Source organism: Kribbella sp. NPDC043289 (genome assembly GCF_056436705.1).
Window position 1 is genome coordinate 149966 of the sequence record NZ_JBWKCB010000011.1, and the last position, 22247, is coordinate 172212.

The following is a 22247-nucleotide window of genomic DNA, read 5'->3' on the forward strand; positions in this document are numbered from 1 at the left end:
TCTGGCCCGGGACCCACGTCCTGCGGTGGGTCTCGGTGGACAACGGTGTCGGAACGTGATGGTAAAACCGAGTGTCTCGCAGGGTGGAACCCCGCGCGTGATGAGCTGTCCTGAGCGTGGTTTCGGATGGTTCTGGATGGTTTTCTGGCGAGGCGAGGGGTCGCGGATGGTGCGGATCGGGATCGAGGAGCGGCGTACGCGGCTCGGGCGGCGGCACCGGCTCGGAGCGGGCTGCCAGGCGGCGGACCCGGTCGAGGCGGCCGCGGCGATGGTCGCGCTGCACGCCACCGATCCGGCCACGGTGCATCTCAGCGTCGCCGCCCGCGTTCCGGGGAGTGACGTCGCGGGCACGGAGCGTGCGCTGTACGACGATCGCTCGCTGATCCGGATGCTCGGCATGCGGCGGACCGTGTTCGTCGTACCGACGCCGTTCGCGCCGGTCGTGCAAGCGGCGTGTACGGACGACATCGCGGTGAAGCAGCGGAAGTTGCTGGTCAAGCATCTGGGCGAGGCAGGCGTCGCCGAGGACACGGACGCGTGCGGGCGCTGGCTCGCCGCGGTCGAGGAGTCGACGGCGACCGCGCTGGCGCTGCGTGGGTCGGCGACGGCGCAGGAGCTGTCCGCCGACGAACCCCGGCTGCGGACGCGGTTGAACATGGCGGCTGGGAAGTCGTACGCCGCTCAGCCGTACGTGACGAGTCGCGTGTTGTTCCAGCTGTCCGCCGAGGGGCGGATCGTGCGCGGACGCCCGCTGGGGACGTGGTTGAGCGGGCAGCACCAGTGGTCGCCCGCAGCGGACTGGTTGCCTGAGGGCCCCCGCGACAAGCCCGCCGCCGAGGACGCTCGGGTGACGCTCGCGCGCGCCTGGCTGACGTCGTTCGGGCCGGGCACGCTGGCCGATCTGCAGTGGTGGGCGGGCTGGACTCTCGGTCAGACGAAGAAGGCCCTCGCGGCGGTGGAGGCCGTCGCGGTGGACCTCGACGACGGCCAGGTCGGCTACGTCCTCCCGGGCGACGAGGCTCCCGAGGTCGAGGTCGACCCGTGGGTCGCGTTCCTTCCCGGTCTGGACCCGACGCCGATGGGCTGGAAGGAGCGTGAATGGTTCCTCGGCCCGCACAAGTCCAAGCTCTTCGACACCACCGGCAATGTCGGCCCCACCATCTGGTCCAACGGCCAGATCATCGGCGCCTGGGGCCAACCGGAATCCGGCGAGGTCCGCTTCCAGCTCCTGGAAGACGTCGGCGCCGACGTCACCGCGCTCGTCGAGACCGAAGCCGAGCGCTGGACCGCCTGGCTGGCGGGCGTCCGCGTCACGCCCCGCTTCCGGTCACCCCTCGAGAAACTCCTCAGCCAGGGCTGAGCTGATCGTCGTACGCCGAGAGCGCTTCGCGGGCCGTGGCGGCGATCTGAGTGGTGAGGTCGGGCGGGTCCAGGACCGTGGCGGCGCCGCCCAGGCGGAGGACGAGGCGTTGCAGCCAGGCGGTGTCGGCCACCCGGAGCTTGACGATCAGGGAGTTGTCGGGCCCCTCTTCGACGGACTCGTTCGGGTAGTACTCGGCGACCCAACGGGCCGGAGGCGCCAGCATGAGCGTGGCGAGGAGGTCCTGTTCGGACGGCTGGAACATGCCGTTCGACAGGTCGCGAGGCGTTGCCTCGGGCGGCGGCTCACTCGGCAGGTCCAGCAGCTTGACGGCCGCGATCCGGTCCAGACGGAACAGCCGCACGTCTTCGGCCAGCCGGCACCACGCTTCCAGGTACGTGCGGCCTTCCGAGACGACGAGTCGCATCGGATCGACGTCCCGCTCGGTGGTCTCGTCGCGCGAGGGCACGTCGTACGTCAGGTGCAACCGCTGCTTCGAGGCCAGTCCGCGGTTGACGATCGCCGCGATCTCCGGCGCCGCCGGCTCGACGTGGACGTGTGCGGCGGCACCCTCACTGGCCGCGGCAGCCTCACCGGCCGCGGACTCCAGCTTGGCGATCGCTCGGTCGACCGCGTCGCGGTCCGGGCCGGCGGTCACCTCGCGCAGCGTCCGCAGCGCGGTCAGGAGCGCGAGCGCCTCCGCTGCGGCCAGCCGCAGGGGGCGCGCCAGGTAGTCCGCGTTGTTGATGTGGATGACCCCGTCACCCTCGGCCGCCTCGATGTCGATCTCGATCAGATCGCCCATCTGCGCACCCGGCAGCCCGCAGAACCACAGCACCTTCAGGTCCGCGATGATCTGCCGCGGCCGGACGCCGAACTCCTTCGCGACGTCGTCGACCCGGGCACCGTCGTTCTCCCGCAGGTACGGCACCAGAGCCAGCAGCCGCTGCACCTGGTCACGCGCGCTGCTCATGCCCCCGCCACCGTCCGCAACCGCCAGAGAACTCCGTCCAGGACGTCCCCAGGCCCCTCGACCACCGCATCAGGTCCGTACGACGCGATCTCCTCGGCCAGCACCGAGGAGTCGGCGTACGGGACGTGCAGCAGGTCCCAGCCGTCCTCGTAGGGCTCGATCGCGTTCGCGCGCCGCCGCAGGCTCACACACGAACCGGTCCGCGCCCGCACCTTCGCCTCGGACGTCGGACGCGGCGGAGCGAGCTCCGTCACCAGCGAGCGCAGGTCCGTCCCCTCAGGCACGGTGAACGCGCCTGGCTCCCCCACCGTCTTCACAGCGCCGCCGATGCGCGACAGGCGGAACATGCGGGTCGCCTGACGGTCCCTGTCCCGACCGACGACGTACCAGCGGCCGTGCCAGGAGACGATGCCCCAGGGCTCGAGGGTCCGCGTGGTGGGCTCCGATGCACCGCTCCGCAGGTGCTGGAAGCGCACGGCCTGTCGCGCGACGACAGCGGCCCAGAGCGGGTCGAAGGACGGTTCTGACGCGCCGACGTGCGGCTCGATGGCACTCAGTGCGGACTGGTCCGTCTGGATGCCGGCTGCCTTCAGCTTCAGCACCGCCGACGTGGTCGCCTCGGACAGGCCGGCGTGCTGCCAGACCCGCGCGGCCACACCGAGCACGGCGGCCTCGTCCGGCTCCAGGTGGACCTCGGGGAGCTCGAAGACGTCGCGGCGGATCCGGTACCCGACCTCGTCGGAGAAGAACTTGTCGATGGTGCCCATCTCGATCGGGATGCCGAGGTCGCGCAGCTCGTCCTTGTCCCGCTCGAACATCTTCTCGAAGGCGTCGTCGGTCTGGCCCGCGTACCCCTCGACGACCTCGCGGATCCGCTCCTTGGTCACGTAGGTGCGCGCGACCAGGAGGCAGATGACCACATTGAGCAGTCGCTCACTCTTCCGCGCCGACACCCGACCACCTTACGGCCTGCAGGCGTCCAAAACCCGCCTTTCCACACCGAAACTTCGAACACCGGTTCGACCCGATAATCTCTGGCTGTGATTCGGTGGCGCGATGGTGTGGTGACTGCGGTCGGGCGGAGCTGGGCCGGGGCGGTCGAACTGACAGTGATGGTCGGGGAACAGGCTGTGCGTGCACTGGCCTACCCGGACCTGGTTGGTACGCCGGTGACCGGTGACCGGGTGCTGCTCAACGTCGGCGCTCTGGACCGCGGTCTCGGGACAGGCGGGTACGCGCTCGTGGTCGCCGTACCGGATCGGCTGCCGGAGGACCCGCCCGAGCACGGGCACCTGGTGAAGGCGCGCTACACGCCGCTGCAGGCGATGGTGCTGGGCGCCGACGAGCAGGACTCCCCCGACCACGACGTACTCCGTGACGCCGACGACCTCTTCGGTACGCCGGTGGTCGTGGCGGACCTGCATTCCGCGCTCCCGGCGGTGCTGGCGGGCGTTTTCGAGGCTCGGCCGACCACGCGGGTCGTTTACGTGATGACAGACGGCGGTGCGCTCCCGCTGGCGTTCTCCCGCAACGTGGCGACGCTGCGGGACGCCGGCTGGCTCAGCGGCACGGTGACCGTCGGGCAGGCGTACGGCGGCGACAAGGAGGCGGTGACTGTCCACACCGGCCTGCTGACTGCTGTACAGGTCCAGTCCGCCGAGTTGGTCGTCATCACCCAAGGCCCGGGCAATCTGGGTACGGGAACGCGCTGGGGCTTCTCCGGCGTGCAATCAGGTGAGGCGGTCAACGCGACCGGCACACTGGGCGGCCGAGCCGTCGCGTCACTCCGCATCTCCGAGGCCGACCCGCGACCGCGCCACCGCGGCATCTCGCACCACAGCCTGACCGCGTACGGCCGAGTGGCGCTCCAGCCGGCGGATGTCGTCGTACCGGATCTCGCGGGCGATTTCGGCGACGCGGTCCGCGATGCGGCCGAGCCGCTGAAGGCGCTGCACCGGGTGGTGCGGGTCGGCGTCGAAGGGCTGTACGGCGCGCTGCGGGAGGCGCCCGTCAAGCTGTCCACGATGGGCCGCAGCCTCGACCAGGACCGCGCGTATTTCGAAGCCGCCGCAGCAGCAGGTCGGCACGCGGCCCGCCTGATCGACGTACCGTGATCATCACCCCGGCGAGCTTCCCGACGCCGGATCTGATCAAGGTCACCAACAATCCGGCGCAGTGGGACCAGCAGGGCACGTTCGCCACGTTCCAGGCCGCGGCGGCCAACGAATCGCTCGCCTGGCTCGGGGACCGGCTGGATGCCGCGACGACGGGTGTCGAGCGGACGGCGGCCTTCGTCCAGCTCTACCGGAACCTGGCCGAGTGGCGTTTCCAGCTCGCCCACCATGAGGGCGGCCGGAGCCCGCAGTCCGAGCTCGAGCAGTACCACCGGACGATCGACCCGACGGACCCGCGGCTGAGCGTCTACGGTGCCGGGCTGCGCGGTGAGGGTGGCGGTGTGATCGATTTCGGGTCCCGCAAGCTCACCGAAGGTGTGCCGACGCCGGGAAGCCGCATGTCGGTCCGGATCGGCGCGATCATCCACGCCCGGTTCGACGCGGAGGCGCCGAACAGCCAGGTGCTGCAGAACCGGGTCGTCGCACCGGACGGCCGGATCGTCAACGGGAACCTCCTGCTGCGCGACGAGGCGGCGGCGAACTCGCGCGGCGTACCGTTCGCGCTCGAAGGCCTGTACGTCACGCAGACCGGCGACCAGGCAGACCGGCACGCGTTGCAGCGGGAAGCGTTCGAACTGCTCGCGCAACTGGAGGAACGGCGGGCTGCCGGGATACCGCCGGATCCCGACGCCCGGCAGGTGTTCGTCCAGGCGGAGTACTTCCTGTACCAAGGCCCCGAGTACGAGCGCGGCGGCGACGCGATGATCCGTACCTTGCTGGTGACCGCCCACGCGCGCGTGTTCGGCGAAGCGCTGCGATTGCCGCAGGACATCGACGTGATGGCGCACGCGATGAGCCAGCAGGACTTCACGGAGTACGCCGTCAGCGCCTCCTCGCTGGTGACCTCAGGCAACTATCCGGCCGTTGCCCAGCACGCCGCGGCGGTGCAGGCCAGACGCCCGTCGCCGGGCGTGGCGCGCGGCTGAACGGTGGATCCAGGTCCACCTGGATCGGGGTCGCAGCACTCCTGATCGGGAGCGGTCGTGCGGCGACAGTAGGTGGTATGAACAGCACCAAGCACCGCGAGCTCACGATTCACGACGTCGCCCGGCCGCAGCCCCCGCTCGCCGTGCGCGGCGCGACCACGCTGTGGTTCACGGCAGTCGGTGCGGGTGTCGCCGAGTCCGTTCTCGGTGTCCTCGGCGCGATCTCCGACGGTACGTCGATCCTCGGCCTGCTCGTCCAGATCGCCTTCCGCGCGATCGTGTACGGCGGCCTGTTCGTCGTCATCGACCGCTATTTCCGCCCGGGTGTGGGCTGGTCCCGCTGGCTCCTCACGGGTCTGCTCGGCACGGTCGGTATCGCGTCCCTGCTGGTCGGGCCGATCGACTGGCTCTGGCACAACGGCGACTTCGGCACGCTGGACTGGTCCGCGTCGTTCATCGCGTTCGCCGCGATCCGCTGCGCACATGTCACCGCGGTGATCAGCGCGATCGTGCTCAGTTTCCACCCCGACGCGAACCGGTGGTTCAGCCGCCGCGCGGTCCGCCGTACCCACTGAACGGGACGCTCTGGCCCCGGGGCATCGGTAGGGTTGTCCGACCGAATCGAGGCCTTGGGGGCGTTGCGGATGCGGTTCTCGGTGCTCGGCCCGTTCGCGGTCACCGACGACGCGGGCGCGGCCATCGCGATCCGGTCGGGGATGCAGCGCCGGCTATTGGCGATCCTGCTCACCGCGCCAGGCCGGACAGCGACCGTCGACCGGCTCGTCGACGAACTCTGGGACGGCCGGCCACCGGCGGCACCGGAGAACAACCTGCAGGTCCACATCCACCGGCTGCGGCGGGTGCTGGGTGAGGACCGGATCACTTACCAGCCGCCGGGATACGCGCTGCGGGTCGGCTCCGGCGAGGTCGACAGCGATCAGTTCGAGCAGCTCGCGGGGCTCGGCCGAACAGCGATCGCCCAGCTGGACCACCGGGCGGCCGGAGAGGCCCTCGGCGCGGCGCTGGAGCTGTGGCGCGGGACGCCGTACCCGGAGTTCGACGGCACCGAGAGCGTACGGCGCGAGACGAGCAGGCTGACCGAGTTGCGCCTGGGGGTGCTGGAGGACCGTGTCGAGGCCGATCTCGGACGTGGTCTGCACAGTGAGCTGGTCCCGGAACTGACCGATCTGGTTCGGCAGCATCCGTTGCGCGAGCGGTTGCTGAGCCAGCAGATGCTCGCGCTCTACCGCTGCGGCCGTGGCGCCGAGGCCCTGAGTGCCTTCCGTGACGCGCGCCACACGCTGGTCGACGAGCTGGGTCTGGACCCGGGCGTCGAGCTGCGTCGGCTGGAGCAGGCGATCCTGTCCCAGGACCCAGAGCTGGACCTGGCGCTGGTCGACGACGCGGAGCATGCGACCACCCGCCCCGCCGAACTGCCGGCCGGGACAACCCGGTTCACCGGTCGTGAGGAAGAGCTGGTGTTGTTGACCGACCGGCTGCGGTCGCGCACCGACGACTCGCAGCTGGTCGCGGTGAGCGGCCCGGGTGGCGTCGGGAAGTCCACGCTCGCGCTGGAAGCCGCCAACGCCGTCGCCGATGCTTTTCCGAACGGCCAGCTGTACGTCAACCTGCACGGTGCAGACGCCGGCCTTGCTCCGCTGTCCGGGTACGACGCAGTGGCCCGGTGCCTGCGTTCGCTGGGCGTCGACGACCCGCAGATCCCGGACGCCGTCGAGGAGGCAGCGGCCCGGTTCCGCTCGACCATCGCCGGGAAGCGACTGCTGATCGTCCTGGACGACGCGGCTGATCCTGCGCAGGTCAGACCGCTGCTCCCCGGCCGTGGTTCGCCCGCGGCAGTGCTCGTGACGAGCCGGCCGATTCTGGCCGCGCTGGACCCGACCACCGAGGTCAGGCTCGGTGCCTTCTCTCCCTCAGAGGCCAGAGACCTGCTGGCACGGCAGATCGGCGTGGACCGGGTCGCAGCGGAGCCAGATGCGACGGACAAGATCGTCGGGCTCTGCGAGGGGCTGCCGCTCGCCCTGCGCATCGCGGGCGCGCGGCTGTCCGGACGGCCGGACCGAACCCTCGACTGGTTCGCGAGGCGGCTCGGTGACGCGCATGCGCGGCTGGACGAGCTGGAGCACGGCGACTTGGCGGTCCGGGCCAGTTGCGCGGTCGGGTACGAGGCATTGGACGCTCCGGTCGCGCGGACGTTCACACTGCTCGGCGACGTCGGTCTGAGCGACTTCACACCACCTGTGGTCGAAGCACTCGCTGACCTCCCGGAGCGCGTCGTACAGCAGCAACTCGACCAGTTGGTCGAAGCCCAGTTGCTCCGGCCCGGTCACGGCGACCGCTACGAACTCCACGACCTGCTCAGGTTGTACGCCGTCGAACAGGCCGCACTGCTGGCACCAGCGGATCGCACCGCAGCGACGACCCGACTGGTGCATCACGTCCTCGCGACAACACGACAGGCGAGCAGGGCCCTCAACCCGGCGAGCGAACGACGCTGCACGATCGGACTGCGCGACGCAGACCTGAGCCGAACCGGTGAGGCCTTCAGCAGCGGTGCGGACGCGGCACAGTGGGTGGTCGCCGAGGCGGACAACCTGCTCGCGGCCATGCACCATGCGCACCTGCTGCTGGACGACGGGCCAACCGTCGCGATCGCATTGGCAGCCGCCCTCGCTGTACCCCTCGCCAGCCAGGGCGACTGGAACCGACTGCTGGCAGCGAACCAGACCGCATTGCGGTATGCCGATCAGCTGCCTGATCCGGTGGGTGGCACGATCATGGCCCGCCGCGACCTGGCCGCCACCAATCTGGAGCTCCAGCGGTACGACGAGACGCTCCGGATCGCGGAGCCACTGCTCGCCGACTGCCGGGCACACGGCGAGCACACGAGCGAGAGCGTGGTGCTGAACCTGGTGGGCACGCTCCGCAGCGAGCAAGGCCGACCGGACCTGGCGATCGAGTGTTACCAGCGCTCGCTCGAACTCGAGCGGGCACGTGGTGACCTGCGTGGTGAGGTCGCGACCCTGAACAACCTGGGCGACGCCTACGTGAAGCTCGGGCGCCAGGAGGACGGGAAGCGGGTGTGGGAACGCTGCGTGGAGATCCATGAGGAGCTCGGCGACAGCGACAGCCTCGCGATCGTGCTGAGCAACCTCGGCCAGTCGCACGCCCGCCAGAACGACCACGCCCGGGCGCTGGACTACTACCTGCGATCCCGTGACCTGAACAGGTCGTTGGGCTTCACCCACGCGGCGATGAAGGACAGCTGGGACGCCGCCGATGCACTCAACGCGCTGGGGCGCACCACCGAGGCGCGCAGCTACCGGCTCGAGGCGCTGGAGTACCTGCAGAGCACCGGGGCGCTCGCGGCAGACGACGTGCGGCGGATGCTCGAGGAGCCCCAGCCGAAGCGGCCTCCTGAACTGGCCACGAACTGACCGTGCCCGGCCCTACGGGAGGGCCGGGCACGGTTGAGTCAGCACTTCGAGACGCCCGGGTACGGGTCCTTCGGGGTGTAGACGTTCAGCGCGGGGACGTAACCCCAGCGACCGTTCTTGTCGCCGTACGTCTTATACCAGACGTTGTTGCCGCCGCCGTGGGACGTGCCACGCACGTAGCACTTGAAGTAGCTGTACGACGACTGCAACGTGTCGACGATCTTCTCCGGCGCACCCTTCGGGTTCTCGTACCGGGCGTTCAGATAGATCGGCGTGTTGGCCTTGTTCGCGCAGTACAGGTGTCCGCTGGACGCCGAGCAGGACGCCGCGTCAGCCGGCGCGGCGATGGTCAGTGCGGTTCCAGCCGCCAGGGCCAGTCCGGCCACGGCTCCGGTCCCGCTGATGATCTTGCTACGCATACGCACAAGAAGTTCCTTTCGAGTCTGGTCGTCGAACAACACGACCAGACTCTCCAGGAGGACTTAACCCGTACTTTCACGCTACTGAACGGGGACTACAGAACCCCTACTACTGGCCCGTCTGCTTCGGGGCCGGGAAGGCGTTCAGGACGTCGATGACGGCGAAGGCGTTGACCGTCTTGCCGGCCTGGTCCTTCGACGCCGGGAGCTCGACGAGAACGCGGCTGCCGATCGGGATGCCGGCGAGGCCGTCCAGGGCGCCGGTCTGGCCGGTGGCGCTGGGGCCGACCTGGAGCTGGTCGGTCGGGGCCGCGGGCTGCGCCGGGCTCTGCTGGGTCGCGGGCTGCGGGTCCCAGGTGCTCGCCTGCTTCTTGCCGGTGTAGTCGTAGACCACGTAGCGGCCGATCAGCTGGCTGCCCTTCTCGATCGGCTTGCCCTTGCCGAGCGCGAACACGACCGGCTTGCCGGGCTTCGCCGGCGGCTTGGCGCCGGCCGCGACCGTCACCTTCGGCTCCGCGTTCAGGGCGCCGCTGACGGTGATCTTGGTCGGCGTCGACGGGGTCACCGCGCTCGCGTCCAGCGGGGTGTCGTTGGCGGCCTCGCCGACCAGGTCGACGACGAAGATCAGCGTGTCGTCACCCTTGATGCCGGCCTGCTCGTTGCCGGTCTGCTTGTAGCCCTTGTCGGCCGGGACCGACAGCAGCACGCGGCTGCCGATCTTCTTGCCGACCAGACCCTCGTCCCAGCCGCCGATGACGCTACCGACGCCGATCGGGAACGACGACGGCGCGCCGCGGTCGTAGGAGTTGTCGAAGACCTTGCCGTCGCGCCAGATCTGGCCGAGGTAGTTCGCGGTGAGCAGCTCGCCCTTCTTCACCTCGGGACCGTCGCCCTCCTTGAGGACCTCGGTCACCAGCTGCTTCTCGGGGTCACCTTCGCGGTGCGTGACGGTCGGCTTCTGCCCGAAGTCCGAGGTCACCTTGATCCCGCCTGCCCCGAACTCGTCCTTTCCGGAGCCACAGGCCGCCAGGGACGCCCCCAGCGCGGCGACCACAACCAGACTCAACAACTTGCGCACGAAACCAGCACCTCGAACCATCCCGGCGCCGCTCAGCGCCGCTCGCCTCGGTCAACGACGCGCCCACCCTAGCTTGCTGATTCAACAAGCCGGCCGCCTGCCCGCGTCACCGTTGCGTCACACCACGTACAGTCACACCGCTCAGAACCCGACGGCATTGTGCGGAGCCCGGTCCGGTCGCAGCAACGCGTCCAGCCGCGAAACCGCCTCTGGAGTGTGTTCGTCGATCCGGCCCGCGGACGCCAACTCACTCGCGCGGACGCCGCCGAGGTACAGCGATCCCAGCTCGTTGACACCGAGCCCGAGGTCCGCCGAGCCGCTAACCGCAGTACAAGAAGCTCCGTCCGGGCCGGCGTCGAGTCGCCAACGGCCTGCTCCGTAGAGGTCGTCCGATACGTCCAATACCAGGGAATCGGTCGCTGCGTACGTACGAGCCTCCAGAGCACCCGGTACGTCGAGGATGCGCAGCCACAGGTTGTCGCGGGTGCGTGTCAGCTTGAGGGCCCGTGGATTGGTCAGCATCGACCGCAGTGGCTCGTCGACCGGCCGACGCGCGGCCACCACGCTCTTGGTCAGGTCGAAGTCGAGCAGCAACCCCCACAACGCGCGATACGCAGCCGACGTCAACGCCTCGAAGGACTCCACCTGCAATACGCCGGCCCGCGCCGGATCCGGTGACCACGGCAACCGGAAGATCGCCGCCCCGTCCACCACACCCGCTGCGTCGCGATGCACCAGATGGTGCGCGGGACCCGAGCCGTCGCCCGGCGCCCCACCAGCCGCGAGCCCCTGCCACTTCCCCGGCAGCGGGCTGATCTCCCCCACCCGCTCGGCCCGCACGCGTTCGTACAGTACCGGCCAGACCTCCGCCGCGACCGCGCCGTCCACCAACTCGAGCGCCCCCGGATCCGTGAACGCGGACCGGAACGCGACATCGGTACGCCGTACCTCCCAGCGGTGCTGGAACGTCGCGGGCGCGAACCCGTACCGCCCGTAGATCGTCCCCTCGCTCGCACTGAGCCCGGCCAGGAACTCACCACGCTCCCGGCAGTCCGCGAGCATCGCGGTCATCACCTTCCGCAGCAGCCCGCGCCTCCGGTACGTCGGTAACACCGCGGTGGACGTCACTCCGCCAAGGTCCAACTGCCGCCCACCCGGAACGGTGACCTGCACGGACACGATGGCGGACCAACCGACGATCTTCCCGTCCACGAACGCCGCCTGGGGCCGGAACCAGTCCGCCTGCACGTCTTCGGCGTACCGCTCCAGGTCAGCCGCGGTGGCCGGAACTTGCGGTGGCCAGGCCGCCTGCCCGGCGTACCAGGCCGACGGCTCCGGCTCTTCCTGCGGAAACCCGTTCACGAACGGCAGGACGCGCAGGTACTCCTTCGTCTCGGCCGCGGTCACAGGCCGAATGTCAATCGCCATGTGCTCTTTCTAAAGAGCACATGGCGACCGAGCACTTCATTTAGCCGAGGACTACATGCTCGCGATGAGCTTCTCGACTCTTTCGTCGTGGGACTTGAAGGGGTCTTTGCAGAGGACTGTGCGCTGAGCCTGGTCGTTGAGCTTGAGGTGCACCCAGTCGACGGTGAAGTCGCGGCGGCGTTCCTGCGCGCGCTTGATGAACTCCCCGCGCAGCCGCGCTCGCGTGGTCTGCGGCGGCACCGACTTGGCCTCGAAGACCCGCAGATCATCGACGACCCGGGTCACCGCACCCTTGCGCTCGAGCAGGTAGTACAGACCGCGCGGCCGGTGGATGTCGTGGTACGCCAGGTCGAGCTGCGCGACCCGCGGGCTCGCCAGGCCGAGGTTGTTCTGCGAGCGGTACCGCTCGATCAACCGGTACTTGATCACCCAGTCGATCTCGCGCTCGATCCCGGACAGGTCGCCGGACTCGATCGCCTTCAGCGTCCGCTCCCACAACGACAGCGCCCGCTCCACGGCCGGCGTCCCCAGCTCGCGCCGGTCGACGAAGTCGCGGGCCTTGGTCAGGTACTCCATCTGGATGTCCAGCGCCGACGCCTCGCGACCGTTCGCCAGCCGGACCTCACGGCGACCCGTCATGTCGTGGCTGATCTCGCGGATCGCCCGGATCGGGTTGTCGAGGGTGAGGTCGCGCATCACGATGCCGGCTTCGATCATCCGCAGCACCAGGTCGGTGCTGGCCACCTTGAGCAGCATGGTGGTCTCGGACATGTTCGAGTCGCCGACGATCACGTGCAGCCGGCGGAACCGCTCGGCGTCCGCGTGCGGCTCGTCGCGGGTGTTGATGATCGGGCGGGACCGGGTGGTCGCGCTCGACACGCCTTCCCAGATGTGCTCGGCGCGCTGGCTGACCGAGTAGACCGCGCCGCGCGGCGTCTGCAGCACCTTGCCCGCGCCGCAGATCAGCTGCCGCGTGACCAGGAACGGGATCAGGACGTCGGCCAGCTTGGCGAAGTCGCCGTGCCGCGAGACCAGGTAGTTCTCGTGGCAGCCGTAGCTGTTGCCGGCCGAGTCGGTGTTGTTCTTGAAAAGGTAGACGTCGCCGAAGATGCCCTCGTCGTGCAGCCGCTTCTGCGCGTCCACCAGCAGACCCTCGAGGATCCGCTCCCCCGCCTTGTCGTGCGCGATCAGGTCGGTGACCGAGTCACACTCGCCGGTCGCGTACTCCGGGTGGGAGCCCACGTCGAGGTAGAGCCGGGCCCCGTTGCGGAGGAACACGTTGCTGCTCCGCCCCCAGGACACGACCCGCCGAAAGAGGTACCGCGCCACCTCGTCCGGGGTCAGTCGCCGCTGCCCGCGGAACGTACAGGTGACGCCGTACTCGTTCTCCAGACCGAAGATTCGCCGGTTCACACCACCCACAGTACGGCGCACTTCCGACAAGCGGGCCATGTCTCAGGCGCGCCGCATCCCGGCGTTATCCCTTTGATGCACCTGTGGGCCGCAACAATCGGGTGTCCGCCCGCATCGATTCCTCGGAGGCACGCGCCTCCGAACCTGCGACGAAGGGCGAGATCCAGATGACGAAGTACCGGCGCGCGCTGGGCGCGATCGCCATCGGAGCGCTCACCACGAGTGCCCTGGTCACCCCGACAGCCGGCGCCACGCCGGCCGGTCGACAAGCCCAGACAGCAGCGTGCTCACTGCGCCTCGGCTCGGTCACTCCGAGCGGCGACCACACCAGCCAGACGATCACGGCGACACCGTCCGCCGGTGCTCGCCAGGTCGGTCCGAAGGACCTGTACCCGGACGGTCAGGCGCACCTGCCGACCGCGGTACGCACCGAGCTCGTCGTACCGGCCGGTGAGGAGCGCACCGGGCTGGTTGCGATCGGTACCCGGATGTACGGCACCAGCTACATCACCGACGGCACCGGTACCGCAGTCGTGCCGGGTACGGTCGATCAGTCCCTGGTCGGCGGCGGCTGGGACGAGCTGCACAAGTACGTCGAGCTGAGCCGGTACTCCGCCTCGGGCGTCAACCGGTCCAACGTCTACTCGTTGATCAATCAGTTCACTGATGGACTGATTGCTCGCTGGACGGTCACCCCGAGCGGCTGGAAGTACTACACGACGTTCGGTGGCTTCGGTGCCGTCAAGACGATGACGCTGATCGGTCAGGGCCGCGCGTACGACACGTTCCTGGCCACGACGAACGGCGGCGCTCTTTACACCGTCCAGGTGCCGACCGGCTCCGGCAAGCCGGTGGTGACGAAGATCCGCACCTCGACCTGGCAGAGCTTCGACACGCTGATCGCGGAGAAGTGCGGCAACTACGGCACCCTGCTGCTCGGTATCGACAAGGGCACCGGCACGGGCTACCTGTACGCCGTCGGTCACGCCAACGGCGCCGCCACGGTGATCAAGGGCCTCGGCAAGGTCCCGACCACCTTCCCGGTCACCGACTCGTACTTCCGCTACTACACGGCCGGCACTGCGCTGACCGGCGCCTGACGTCCACTGGGGCTCCACCCGGAGACGTAACTCCGGGTGGAGATCCTGTCCGGTCAGCTGACCCGCGGCAGCTCAGTTGACAGCGTCGGGGACATGAGACGACGAACGTTCCTGACCGCCACCGCCGCCTCCGCCGTGGCCGGCGCCATCCAACTCCAGACCGCCTCCGCAGCAACCACTGAGCTGACCCTGCGCCTCCCGGCCCCGACCGGCCCCTGGCCTGTCGGTACGACGACCCACTCGCTGACCGACACGAGTCGCACGGACCCATGGAACGGCGCGACCACCCGGGAGCTCGCGCTGACGGCCTTCTACCCCGCAACCGTCGTACGCGGCCATCAGCGAGCTCCCCAGCTCGCACCGGCCGCAGCCGAGGTCTTCAAGGGGCTGGACGCCGGACTGCTGCATCCGGAGCTCCCGACCAGCGGAGTGAACTGGGCAGCCACCCAGACCCACGCGTACGTCGATGCGCCCGCCCTCCCCGGACGGCGCCCCACGCTGCTCTACAGCCCGGGCGGCGCCGACCCACGCACCATCGGCACCTCGATCGCCGAGGACCTCGCAAGCCACGGGTACGTCGTGATCTCGGTCGACCACCCTGGTGAGGCAAGTGAGGTCGTGTTCCCGGACGGCCGGCTGCGGGTCATCGAGATCAGTCCGGACGTGCAGACGGACCCAGTGCAGTCGAAGGTCATGATGAACACCCGCTTCGCCGACCTGCGGTTCGTCCTGGACCACCTGTCCGAGCTGGACGCTCCGATCGACCTGCGACGGGTCGGCGTCTACGGACACTCTGCCGGTGGTGCGACGGCCGCAGTGTCTCTGCAGCACCCGCGTGTCCGGGCCGCGGTCAATCTGGAGGGCTACCTGGACACGCTGGACGGAGAGCTCTATCCGATCGCCCGGAAACCGTTGCTGCTGGCAGGAACAGACGGGTTCCGGGACGCGCGTTTCGACCGCACGTGGTCGGCTGTCATCGCGCAGGGCGGACCAGTGCGGCGCGTCCAGCTCGCCAATGCGAACCACTGGATCTGGACCGACTACGCGGCCTTCGCGCCGCAGCTGCAGGCGGCCGGCCTGATGACTGCGGTACAGCGCGCCAAGCTGGTCGGCAGCAGGTCGTGCGCGAGCGACGCCGTACGGAAACTCGTCCGGTCGTTCTTCCAAACCTTTTGGGCGTAGTCGGCATCGAGCTGGATGACGACGACCCCCTGGAGGGTGCATGAACATGAGGCGGACCGCGGCGGCTGTGCTCGGCGCGGGTTTGCTGGCTGCCACGGTGGTTCCGGTCGAGGCCCAAGCGGCCACCGGCTCCACCACGGCAGTCTGTGGGACGACGCTCGGGTCCTTCGTGGCCGGACCGGGTGACCACAAGTTCCAACGCATCACAGCCACCTCGCCGGTGACGGCGGCGACTCCGACGGTCGGACCGGCCGGACTGTTCCCGGGCGACCGGGTGAAGCTGGCCAGCTCGCTGCGCGTCGAACCGGACCCGCCGTCCGGCTTGAAGCGCGGCGGGTACGTGACACTCGGCAGCGATCTGTACGGCTACGAGTACGACGTCGACCAGACCACCGGCGCCTTCGACGCCGACTCGTTCAAGAAGTGGAAACTCGGCGGCGGCTGGGGCCTCAACTACACGTACCTCGAGGAGTCGCGGTACTCCGACACCACGGGCCGCGCGCGGACCAACACCTACGCGTTGCACGACGGCGTCATCAACCGCTGGACCGTCGACGGGAAGCTCTGGCGCAACAAAGCGACGTACAGCGGGTTCTCGTCGGTGAAGACGATGACGCTGATCAGCCAGACGCCGACGTACGACAGCTTCCTCGCGAACACTCGCGGTGGGGCGCTCTACACGATTCGGATCCCGGCGAGCGGCAGTCCGGTCGTGAAGCAGGTCCGTACGTCGACCTGGCAGTCGTTCGACGTACTGATAGCAGACCGCTGCGGCAACCAGAGCACTCTGCTGATCGGCATCGACAAAGACGTCCGCACCGCCTACCTCTACGCGGTCGGACACGCCAACGGCACAGCAACGGTCATCAAAGGTATGGGCCAGGTCGGCCAGACCTTCGCCGCCTTCCCGGACGACAACTACTTCCGGTACTACGGCAACACCCCAGAAGCACCGAAGCTGTACGGCGAGTGACTCGGATTGCCTGGTGAATATCCGGTGACACACTGGCATCACCAGGCAATCAAGGGGTGGACGTGGTCCGGACGCGGGTGGCCATAGCGGACGATGACGTCCTGCTGCGTGAGGGGCTTGCCAGTCTGCTCGAGCGGTCGGGCTTCGCCGTGCTCGGTACGGCGGGGGATGGTGCCGAGTTACTGGAGTTGGTCCGGGGGCAGGGACCCGACCTGGTGATCGTCGATATCCGGATGCCGCCGGAGCATGCGACCGAAGGACTGGACGCGGCCGACGTCATTCGGCGCGAACATCCGGAGACTGCCGTCGTACTGCTGTCCGCGCACGTGGAGGTCGAGCATGCCCTGCAGCTGATGGCGGCGGGGCACGGCGTGGGCTATCTGTTGAAGAGCCGGGTCACGGACGTCGATGAGTTCCTGGAGAGCCTGCACCGGGTGGCGCGCGGAGGTTCGGTGGTCGATCCGGCGGTGGTGCAGGAGCTGGTCGACTCCAGGCACCGCAACGATCCGTTGGCCGTGCTGAGCGACCGAGAACGCGAAGTGCTCGCACTGGTCGCTCAGGGTCGCTCGAATGCCGGAGTGGCCCGCAGGCTGTGGGTCACCGAGGGAACGGTCGAGAAGCACGTCCGCAGCATCCTGACCAAGCTCGACCTGCCGGAAGCCGACGACGACCACCGCCGTGTCCTGGCCGTCCTGAGGTACCTGGACGACCGATGATGTCTGGTCTGATCGGCGGAGTCGCTCGGCGGGTGGTGATCGCGAGCGGGTTGCTGATGGTCTTGGTCGGCTCCGGTTTCGTGGTGCTGCTGATCTCCGTGCAGGGACTGCGGGCATCAGAGCAGCAGGCGCGGCACACCTCCGCCGTACTGACCACTGCGCATCAGGTGGAGCGTTTGGTCGCCGATCTGGCGACTGGGCAACGAGACTTCGTCATCACCGGTCAGCAGCGGTTCCTGCAGCCGTGGGAACAGGCAGCGGCAGCTCTGCCTGCGCAAACCGCGGCGCTGGAGCAACTGGTGTCCAACAGCCCTGACCAAGCTGCTCGGGCGCAGCAGGCCGCCGGGAGCATCACGTCGTACCTGCAGGACTATTCGTTGCCGCAGATCGAGACCGCGCAGCAGGATCCGGACTCGGCGCGGACTGTGGCGGCCACGGTGGAAGGCACGCGGCGGATGGCCGCGATCCGTTCGGTGCTCGACACGTTGATCAGCTCGGAGCAGCAGTTGTCCGCGACCGAGCAGCTGCGCTCCGACGCGAGCGCCGACCGGGCCGCCATCGCCGCGATCACCGGGCTCGCGGGGTCGATCGTCCTCATCCTCGGGTTCGCGGTGTACCTGACCCGGGCGATCGTGCGGCCGGTGCGGGTGACCGCGGAGATGGCGAACCGGCTGGCGGCCGGCGATCTCGCCGTGCGGGTGCCCGAGACCGGCGTGGGCGAGATCCGCACGCTGGAGCGGACCTTCAACACGATGGCGACCTCGCTCGGCGCGGCGAACGCTGCCTTGGCCGCGTCCCGGGCCCGCATCGTCCGGTCCGCGGACGAGACCCGGCGGCGGATCGAGCGGGACCTGCACGACGGCATCCAGCAACGCCTCGTCTCACTCAGCCTCGGCGTCCGGGCGATCCAGGCCGACAGCCCGAACGGGCAGGCCGCGGAACTCGACGAGGTCGCCAAAGGCCTGACGGCCACCCTCGACGAACTGCGGGAAATTGCCCGCGGCATCCATCCGGCGATCCTGTCCGAGGGTGGTATCGGCCCGGCGGTCCGGATGCTCGCGCGCCGCTCGACGATCCCCGTCGAGGTCACGGTCGAGGTCGGCACCCGGCTGCCCGCGCCGATCGAGGCGGCCGCGTACTACGTCGTGTCCGAAGCCCTCACGAACGCGGCCAAGCACGCGGACGCGTCCGTCGCGGTGGTCCACGTCCGGCTCGAGGGCCGTCAGTTGCTGCTGTCGGTTCGCGACGACGGCACCGGTGGAGCGGTGCTGTCGAAGGGCTCCGGGCTCGTCGGTCTCGACGACCGGATCGCCGCGCTCGGCGGGACGCTGACCGTCGAAAGCCCTTACGAACAAGGGACTACGCTGTCCGTCACGTTGCCGATCACGGCGTAGTACAGGCAGCAGGAATGCCACCGGAGTTCGGCGCTGCGATGCTTGTTCCATGCGGTGCGTGATCGTCGACGACAGCCGGCCCTTCCTGGACGCGGCGCGCGGGCTGCTGGTGCGCGAGGGCGTCACGGTGGTGGGTACGGCGACCACCACGGCCGAAGCGACCGGCCTGATCGCGCAGTCGCGGCCGGACGTCGTGCTGGTCGACATCGACCTCGGTGGCGAGAGCGGCTTCGAGCTGATCACCCGGCTGCACGCGGCCGGTGCGGCGGCGCCGATGATCCTGATCTCCGGCCACGCCGAGCAGGACTACGCCGACCTGATCGCGGACAGCCCGGCGATCGGGTTCGTCGCGAAGACGAGCCTGTCCGCCGGGGCCATCCGCCGTTTACTGGACGCCCACTGATTCAGGCTGTCCGTCCGCGCCGGACCACCGCGTCGAAGCCAGCCGCGAGCAACAGCACGGCACCGGTGACGACGTACTCGTAGCCCGACGAGTTGGAGCCCTGGATCAGGTCGCTCATCCCGTTGATGATCACCGCGACGACGAGCCCGCCGAGGATGGCGTCGATCATCCGGCCGCGCCCGCCGAACAACGACGTACCGCCGATCACCGCGGCACCGACGGCCAGCAGCAGGGTGTTGCCGGCGCCCGCGTTCGACTGCACCGACTGCAGCAGCGAGGCCGCGACCAGACCCGAGACGGCGGCCATCCCCGAACAGATCACGAACACCGAGATCCGGATCCGGGACACCGCGACGCCACCGCGCCGCGACGCCTCCTCGTTGCCGCCGACGGCGTACACGTGCCGCCCGTACCGCGTCCGGCTGAGAACGAAATGCCAGACCACGAACAGCAGCGCGAGCAGTACGACGACCCACGGCATCCCCTCGGCCTTGTTGCTGAAGAACGCGTTGCTGATCAGGTTCCGGTTGATCCCCATCTCGTAGGTGAACGCGACACCGATCAGCGCCACCGCGACCACCTTCGCCACGATCACCGCGACCGGCGTGGCGGGCAGCCCGGTACGGCGACGTCCGCGCGCATCGGTCAGTTTGATGAAGGCGTACCCGGCCACGAACACGCCGAGCAGCACCCAGCCCAGCCACAGCGGGACGAAGTTGTTCTCCAGTCCGATCAAGGGCGTCCCGGCCGGCAGGATCACCGAACCCTGGCCGCCGACCAGGATCAACGTCGCGCCCTGGAACGCGAGGAACGTCGCCAGCGTGATGACGAACGACGGGATCCCCACCTTCGCGCGCAGCCACCCCATCCCGAACCCGATCACCAGCCCGGTCGCGAGCCCGGCCAGGATCGCCAGCCACCACAGCCAGTGGTGCCGCAGCAACAGCACGGCCATGATCGCCGAGCACAGGCCGCCGGTGGTCCCGGCCGACAGGTCGATCTCGCCGAGCAGCAGGACGAAGATCAGCCCCATCGCCATCACGATGATCGGCGCCGCCTGGATCACCAGCGCCTCGAGGTTGTACGCGCTCAGGAAGCCCTGGTGGACGATCGAGAAGAACGCCGTGATCACGACCAGGCCGACCACCGCCGGCGCGGACCCGAGTTCTCCGCCGCGGAGCCGGGCCACGTAGTCGCGGATGTACTCGGCCAACGCGCTCGTGGCGGGCTGGTGCTGCGGCGCCTTCTCGGCGAGGACCGCGTTCATGCCGGTGCTCCGATCGACTCGGCCCCCGGCAGACCGAGATCACCCGACCGGCCGGAGGTGATCAGTTCGACGACCTGCGTCTGGGTCACCGAGGTACGGCGTACCTGGGTCGCCATCCGCCCCAGGAACAGGACGGCGATCGAGTCGGCCACCTGCATCACGTCGTTCATGTTGTGCGACACCAGGACCACGGCGACGCCGTGGTCCGCGAGCCGCCGGACCAGCTCCAGCACCTGCTCGGTCTGCGCGACGCCGAGGGCCGCCGTCGGCTCGTCCAGGATCACGATCTTCGAACTCCACAAGACGGATTTCGCGATCGCTACCGTCTGCCGCTGGCCACCGGACAGGCTGGCCACCTTCTGCCGGACGGAGCGGACCGTGCGGACCGACAGCGAGGCCAGCGTCTCCCCGGCCAGGTGCTCCATGGTGTTCTCGTCGAGGGTGTGGAACCGGCCGAGCCGTTCGCGGCCGAGGAACATGTTGCCGACGACATCGAGGTTGTCGCACAACGCGAGGTCCTGGTGAACGATCTCGATCCCCAGGTGGGCCGCGTCCCGCGGTTCGTGCAGGTGCTGCGCCGTACCGTCGATGCGGATCTCGCCCGCATCGATGCGGTGGATCCCGCCGATGCTCTTGACCAGCGTCGACTTGCCCGCGCCGTTGTCCCCGACCAGCGCGGTCACCTCGCCGCCCGCGGCGCTGAAGTCCACCGACGACAGCGCCACGACCGGGCCGAACGACTTGCCGACGCCGTGCAGCTCCAGGACGTCGTGCGACTCCACGGTCGTCACGGTGTGCGGATACCGTTCTCGGCGCAGAGCTTCACCAGTGCCGGGGTCGGACAGACCGACGCAGCGGTCTCGTAGCCATCGGTCACCGGCTGCGCCACGTTCTTCTTGGTGATCACGGTCGGCGAAGCCAGGTACGACGGGACCTGGCGCCCGCCGGCCGGATCCTTGATCGTCGTGGGAGCGGTCGGCTTCTGGCCGGACAGGATCTGCCCCGCCAGCTTGACCGCCACGTCCGCCTCACCGGCGACCGGCTTGTAGATCGTGAAGCACTGGGTGCCGAGCATCACGTTGTCGAGACCCCCCGCGGTCGCGTCCTGACCGGACACGGCGACCTTGCCGGCGAGGTTCTGCGACTTCAGCACGTTGATCACCGACTGCGCCATGGTGTCGTTGGCCACCATCACCGCGTTGATGTTCGGGTTCCGGCCGAGCATCGTGGTGAACACGGCCTGCGCGGTGGCGGGGTCCCAGTTACCGGTCTGGTCGCCGACCTTGGTCCAGCCGGTCTGCTTCGACAGCACCGAGTTGTAGCCCTGGGCGAACAGCGTGGCGTTGTTGTCGGTGGGGGCACCGTCGATGTCCACGTAGTTGACCGAGGTTTTGCCCGTCACCTGCGGGCACGCCGTCAGCGACTTGCCCTGGTCCTCGCCGACCTTCACGTTGTCGAACGAGACGTAGTACGCGGCGGTCCCGCCGGTGGTCAGCCGGTCGTAGTCGATCGTCACCACGTTGTGCTGCTTGGCCAGCGACTCGATCGCCTTGCCGGACCCCGAATCGAGGTTCGTCACCAGCAGGACGCCGACGCCCTGGTTGATCAGCGCCTGCGCCTGGGACTCCATCGTGGTCGCGCTGCCGTTGGCATTGTCGATGTAGCAGGTGAGCTTGTTCGTGCTGCACTGGCTACGGAGCCTGTTCGGGTCGGCGGAGACCCAGCGCGGCGAGGACGCCGTGTCCGGGAGCAGGATTCCGACCTTGGTGTTCGCCGGTGGAGCGCTGCTGCTGGTGCTGCTCGACGCCTTGTTGTTGCTGCCACAGGCAACCAGACTGGCGAGCAGCGCGACGGTGGTACCGGTCAGCGCAACGGCTCTGTGTGGGTTTCGCATCATCGTGCGTCCTTCCGGATCGCCGCAGGGTTTCTCCGGCCAGCATGCGATCCGGTCCGCCGCGCCGTCGTCGCAGCAGGCCGCAAACCGCA

20 protein-coding genes are annotated in these 22247 nt (G+C 69.0%); 11 read left to right on the forward strand and 9 right to left on the reverse strand.

The features are described from left to right. Nucleotides 1-136: 136 nt before the first annotated feature. A complete protein-coding gene (locus AC0662_RS39225; RefSeq protein ID WP_478307040.1) occupies nt 137-1360 on the forward strand; it encodes a winged helix DNA-binding domain-containing protein in 1224 nt (407 codons plus the stop codon). Here AC0662_RS39225 and AC0662_RS39230 read toward each other — a convergent pair. Both AC0662_RS39230 and AC0662_RS39235 read right to left on the reverse strand, forming a co-directional pair. Next, nucleotides 1347-2333, reverse strand: coding sequence for a helix-turn-helix transcriptional regulator (locus AC0662_RS39230; protein ID WP_478307042.1), 987 nt, complete (start codon nt 2331-2333; stop codon nt 1347-1349). The genes AC0662_RS39225 and AC0662_RS39230 overlap by 14 nt on opposite strands. Continuing rightward, nucleotides 2330-3286 (reverse strand): helix-turn-helix transcriptional regulator, encoded by a 957-nt coding sequence (locus AC0662_RS39235; RefSeq protein ID WP_478307044.1) that lies wholly within the window; start codon nt 3284-3286, stop codon nt 2330-2332. Before AC0662_RS39235 ends, AC0662_RS39230 begins: the two co-directional genes overlap by 4 nt. An 87-nt stretch (nt 3287-3373) precedes the next feature. Here AC0662_RS39235 and AC0662_RS39240 point away from each other — a divergent pair, with 87 nt between their 5' ends. From AC0662_RS39240 to AC0662_RS39255, 4 genes are all read left to right on the forward strand, one after another. Further along, nucleotides 3374-4447: a DUF3866 family protein gene (locus AC0662_RS39240; protein WP_478307046.1), complete on the forward strand. Its 1074-nt coding sequence runs from the start codon at nt 3374-3376 to the stop codon at nt 4445-4447. Then, on the forward strand, nt 4444-5433 hold the full coding sequence (locus tag AC0662_RS39245) for a hypothetical protein (RefSeq protein ID WP_478307048.1): 990 nt from the start codon (nt 4444-4446) through the stop codon (nt 5431-5433). The genes AC0662_RS39240 and AC0662_RS39245 overlap by 4 nt, the downstream gene beginning before the upstream one ends. 77 nt (nt 5434-5510) lie before the next feature. Continuing rightward, the gene (locus AC0662_RS39250) at nt 5511-6008 is read left to right on the forward strand and encodes a hypothetical protein (protein ID WP_452201121.1); all 498 of its coding nucleotides are present in this window, start codon (nt 5511-5513) and stop codon (nt 6006-6008) included. Nucleotides 6009-6041: 33 nt separating this feature from the next. Beyond that, the gene (locus AC0662_RS39255; protein WP_478307050.1) at nt 6042-8888 is read left to right on the forward strand and encodes an AfsR/SARP family transcriptional regulator; all 2847 of its coding nucleotides are present in this window, start codon (nt 6042-6044) and stop codon (nt 8886-8888) included. 38 nt (nt 8889-8926) lie between these two features. Here AC0662_RS39255 and AC0662_RS39260 read toward each other — a convergent pair whose 3' ends face one another. The 4 genes from AC0662_RS39260 to pafA all read right to left on the reverse strand — a co-directional run bounded on the left by AC0662_RS39260 (nt 8927) and on the right by pafA (nt 13226). Next, entirely contained in the window at nt 8927-9313 is a 387-nt protein-coding gene (locus AC0662_RS39260; RefSeq protein ID WP_478307052.1) for a hypothetical protein, read from the reverse strand. A 103-nt stretch (nt 9314-9416) separates the two neighbouring features. Beyond that, on the reverse strand, nt 9417-10385 hold the full coding sequence (locus AC0662_RS39265; protein ID WP_478307054.1) for an FKBP-type peptidyl-prolyl cis-trans isomerase: 969 nt from the start codon (nt 10383-10385) through the stop codon (nt 9417-9419). Between the two features lie 141 nt (nt 10386-10526). Further along, entirely contained in the window at nt 10527-11813 is a 1287-nt protein-coding gene (locus tag AC0662_RS39270) for a GNAT family N-acetyltransferase (protein WP_478307056.1), read from the reverse strand. A 51-nt stretch (nt 11814-11864) separates the two neighbouring features. Continuing rightward, the gene (gene pafA, locus AC0662_RS39275; RefSeq protein WP_141852932.1) at nt 11865-13226 is read right to left on the reverse strand and encodes a Pup--protein ligase; all 1362 of its coding nucleotides are present in this window, start codon (nt 13224-13226) and stop codon (nt 11865-11867) included. 83 nt (nt 13227-13309) lie between these two features. Here pafA and AC0662_RS39280 point away from each other — a divergent pair, with 83 nt between their 5' ends. From AC0662_RS39280 to AC0662_RS39305, 6 genes are all read left to right on the forward strand, one after another. After that, on the forward strand, nt 13310-14326 hold the full coding sequence (locus AC0662_RS39280) for a hypothetical protein (RefSeq protein ID WP_478307058.1): 1017 nt from the start codon (nt 13310-13312) through the stop codon (nt 14324-14326). A 93-nt stretch (nt 14327-14419) separates the two neighbouring features. Then, the gene (locus tag AC0662_RS39285) at nt 14420-15508 is read left to right on the forward strand and encodes an alpha/beta hydrolase family protein (protein WP_478307060.1); all 1089 of its coding nucleotides are present in this window, start codon (nt 14420-14422) and stop codon (nt 15506-15508) included. 46 nt (nt 15509-15554) lie between these two features. After that, entirely contained in the window at nt 15555-16481 is a 927-nt protein-coding gene (locus AC0662_RS39290; RefSeq protein WP_478307062.1) for a hypothetical protein, read from the forward strand. A 62-nt stretch (nt 16482-16543) separates the two neighbouring features. Beyond that, complete coding sequence (locus AC0662_RS39295; protein ID WP_452201136.1) at nt 16544-17197, forward strand: response regulator transcription factor; 654 nt, start codon at nt 16544-16546, stop codon at nt 17195-17197. Then, nucleotides 17194-18591, forward strand: a complete 1398-nt coding sequence (locus AC0662_RS39300) for a sensor histidine kinase (RefSeq protein WP_478307064.1) — start codon at nt 17194-17196, stop codon at nt 18589-18591. Before AC0662_RS39295 ends, AC0662_RS39300 begins: the two co-directional genes overlap by 4 nt. 49 nt (nt 18592-18640) lie before the next feature. Next, on the forward strand, nt 18641-18994 hold the full coding sequence (locus AC0662_RS39305; protein WP_478307066.1) for a response regulator: 354 nt from the start codon (nt 18641-18643) through the stop codon (nt 18992-18994). A gap of 1 nt (nt 18995) precedes the next feature. Here the strand turns inward: AC0662_RS39305 and AC0662_RS39310 are convergent, their stop codons facing one another. Genes AC0662_RS39310 through AC0662_RS39320 form a run of 3 tightly spaced genes read right to left on the reverse strand, consistent with a single transcriptional unit; the run spans nt 18996 to nt 22158 of the window. Further along, nucleotides 18996-20261: a sugar ABC transporter permease gene (locus tag AC0662_RS39310; RefSeq protein ID WP_452201142.1), complete on the reverse strand. Its 1266-nt coding sequence runs from the start codon at nt 20259-20261 to the stop codon at nt 18996-18998. Further along, nucleotides 20258-21052 carry an ATP-binding cassette domain-containing protein gene (locus AC0662_RS39315; protein ID WP_452201144.1) on the reverse strand — a complete coding sequence of 265 codons (795 nt, stop codon included), beginning with the start codon at nt 21050-21052 and terminating at the stop codon, nt 20258-20260. The genes AC0662_RS39310 and AC0662_RS39315 overlap by 4 nt, the downstream gene beginning before the upstream one ends. Continuing rightward, entirely contained in the window at nt 21049-22158 is a 1110-nt protein-coding gene (locus tag AC0662_RS39320; RefSeq protein ID WP_478307068.1) for a sugar ABC transporter substrate-binding protein, read from the reverse strand. Before AC0662_RS39320 ends, AC0662_RS39315 begins: the two co-directional genes overlap by 4 nt. Nucleotides 22159-22247: the final 89 nt, after the last annotated feature.

Bases quoted from the DNA above. Each gene is read 5' to 3' on its own strand.
- AC0662_RS39225 (WP_478307040.1), top strand. From the start codon at position 137: ATGGTTTTCTGGCGAGGCGAGGGGTCGCGGATGGTGCGGATCGGGATC.
- AC0662_RS39230 (WP_478307042.1), bottom strand. From the start codon at position 2,333: ATGAGCAGCGCGCGTGACCAGGTGCAGCGGCTGCTGGCTCTGGTGCCG.
- AC0662_RS39250 (WP_452201121.1), top strand. From the start codon at position 5,511: ATGAACAGCACCAAGCACCGCGAGCTCACGATTCACGACGTCGCCCGG.
- AC0662_RS39270 (WP_478307056.1), bottom strand. From the start codon at position 11,813: ATGGCGATTGACATTCGGCCTGTGACCGCGGCCGAGACGAAGGAGTAC.
- AC0662_RS39285 (WP_478307060.1), top strand. From the start codon at position 14,420: ATGAGACGACGAACGTTCCTGACCGCCACCGCCGCCTCCGCCGTGGCC.
- AC0662_RS39290 (WP_478307062.1), top strand. From the start codon at position 15,555: ATGAGGCGGACCGCGGCGGCTGTGCTCGGCGCGGGTTTGCTGGCTGCC.
- AC0662_RS39300 (WP_478307064.1), top strand. From the start codon at position 17,194: ATGATGTCTGGTCTGATCGGCGGAGTCGCTCGGCGGGTGGTGATCGCG.
- AC0662_RS39305 (WP_478307066.1), top strand. From the start codon at position 18,641: ATGCGGTGCGTGATCGTCGACGACAGCCGGCCCTTCCTGGACGCGGCG.
- AC0662_RS39310 (WP_452201142.1), bottom strand. From the start codon at position 20,261: ATGAACGCGGTCCTCGCCGAGAAGGCGCCGCAGCACCAGCCCGCCACG.
- AC0662_RS39320 (WP_478307068.1), bottom strand. From the start codon at position 22,158: ATGATGCGAAACCCACACAGAGCCGTTGCGCTGACCGGTACCACCGTC.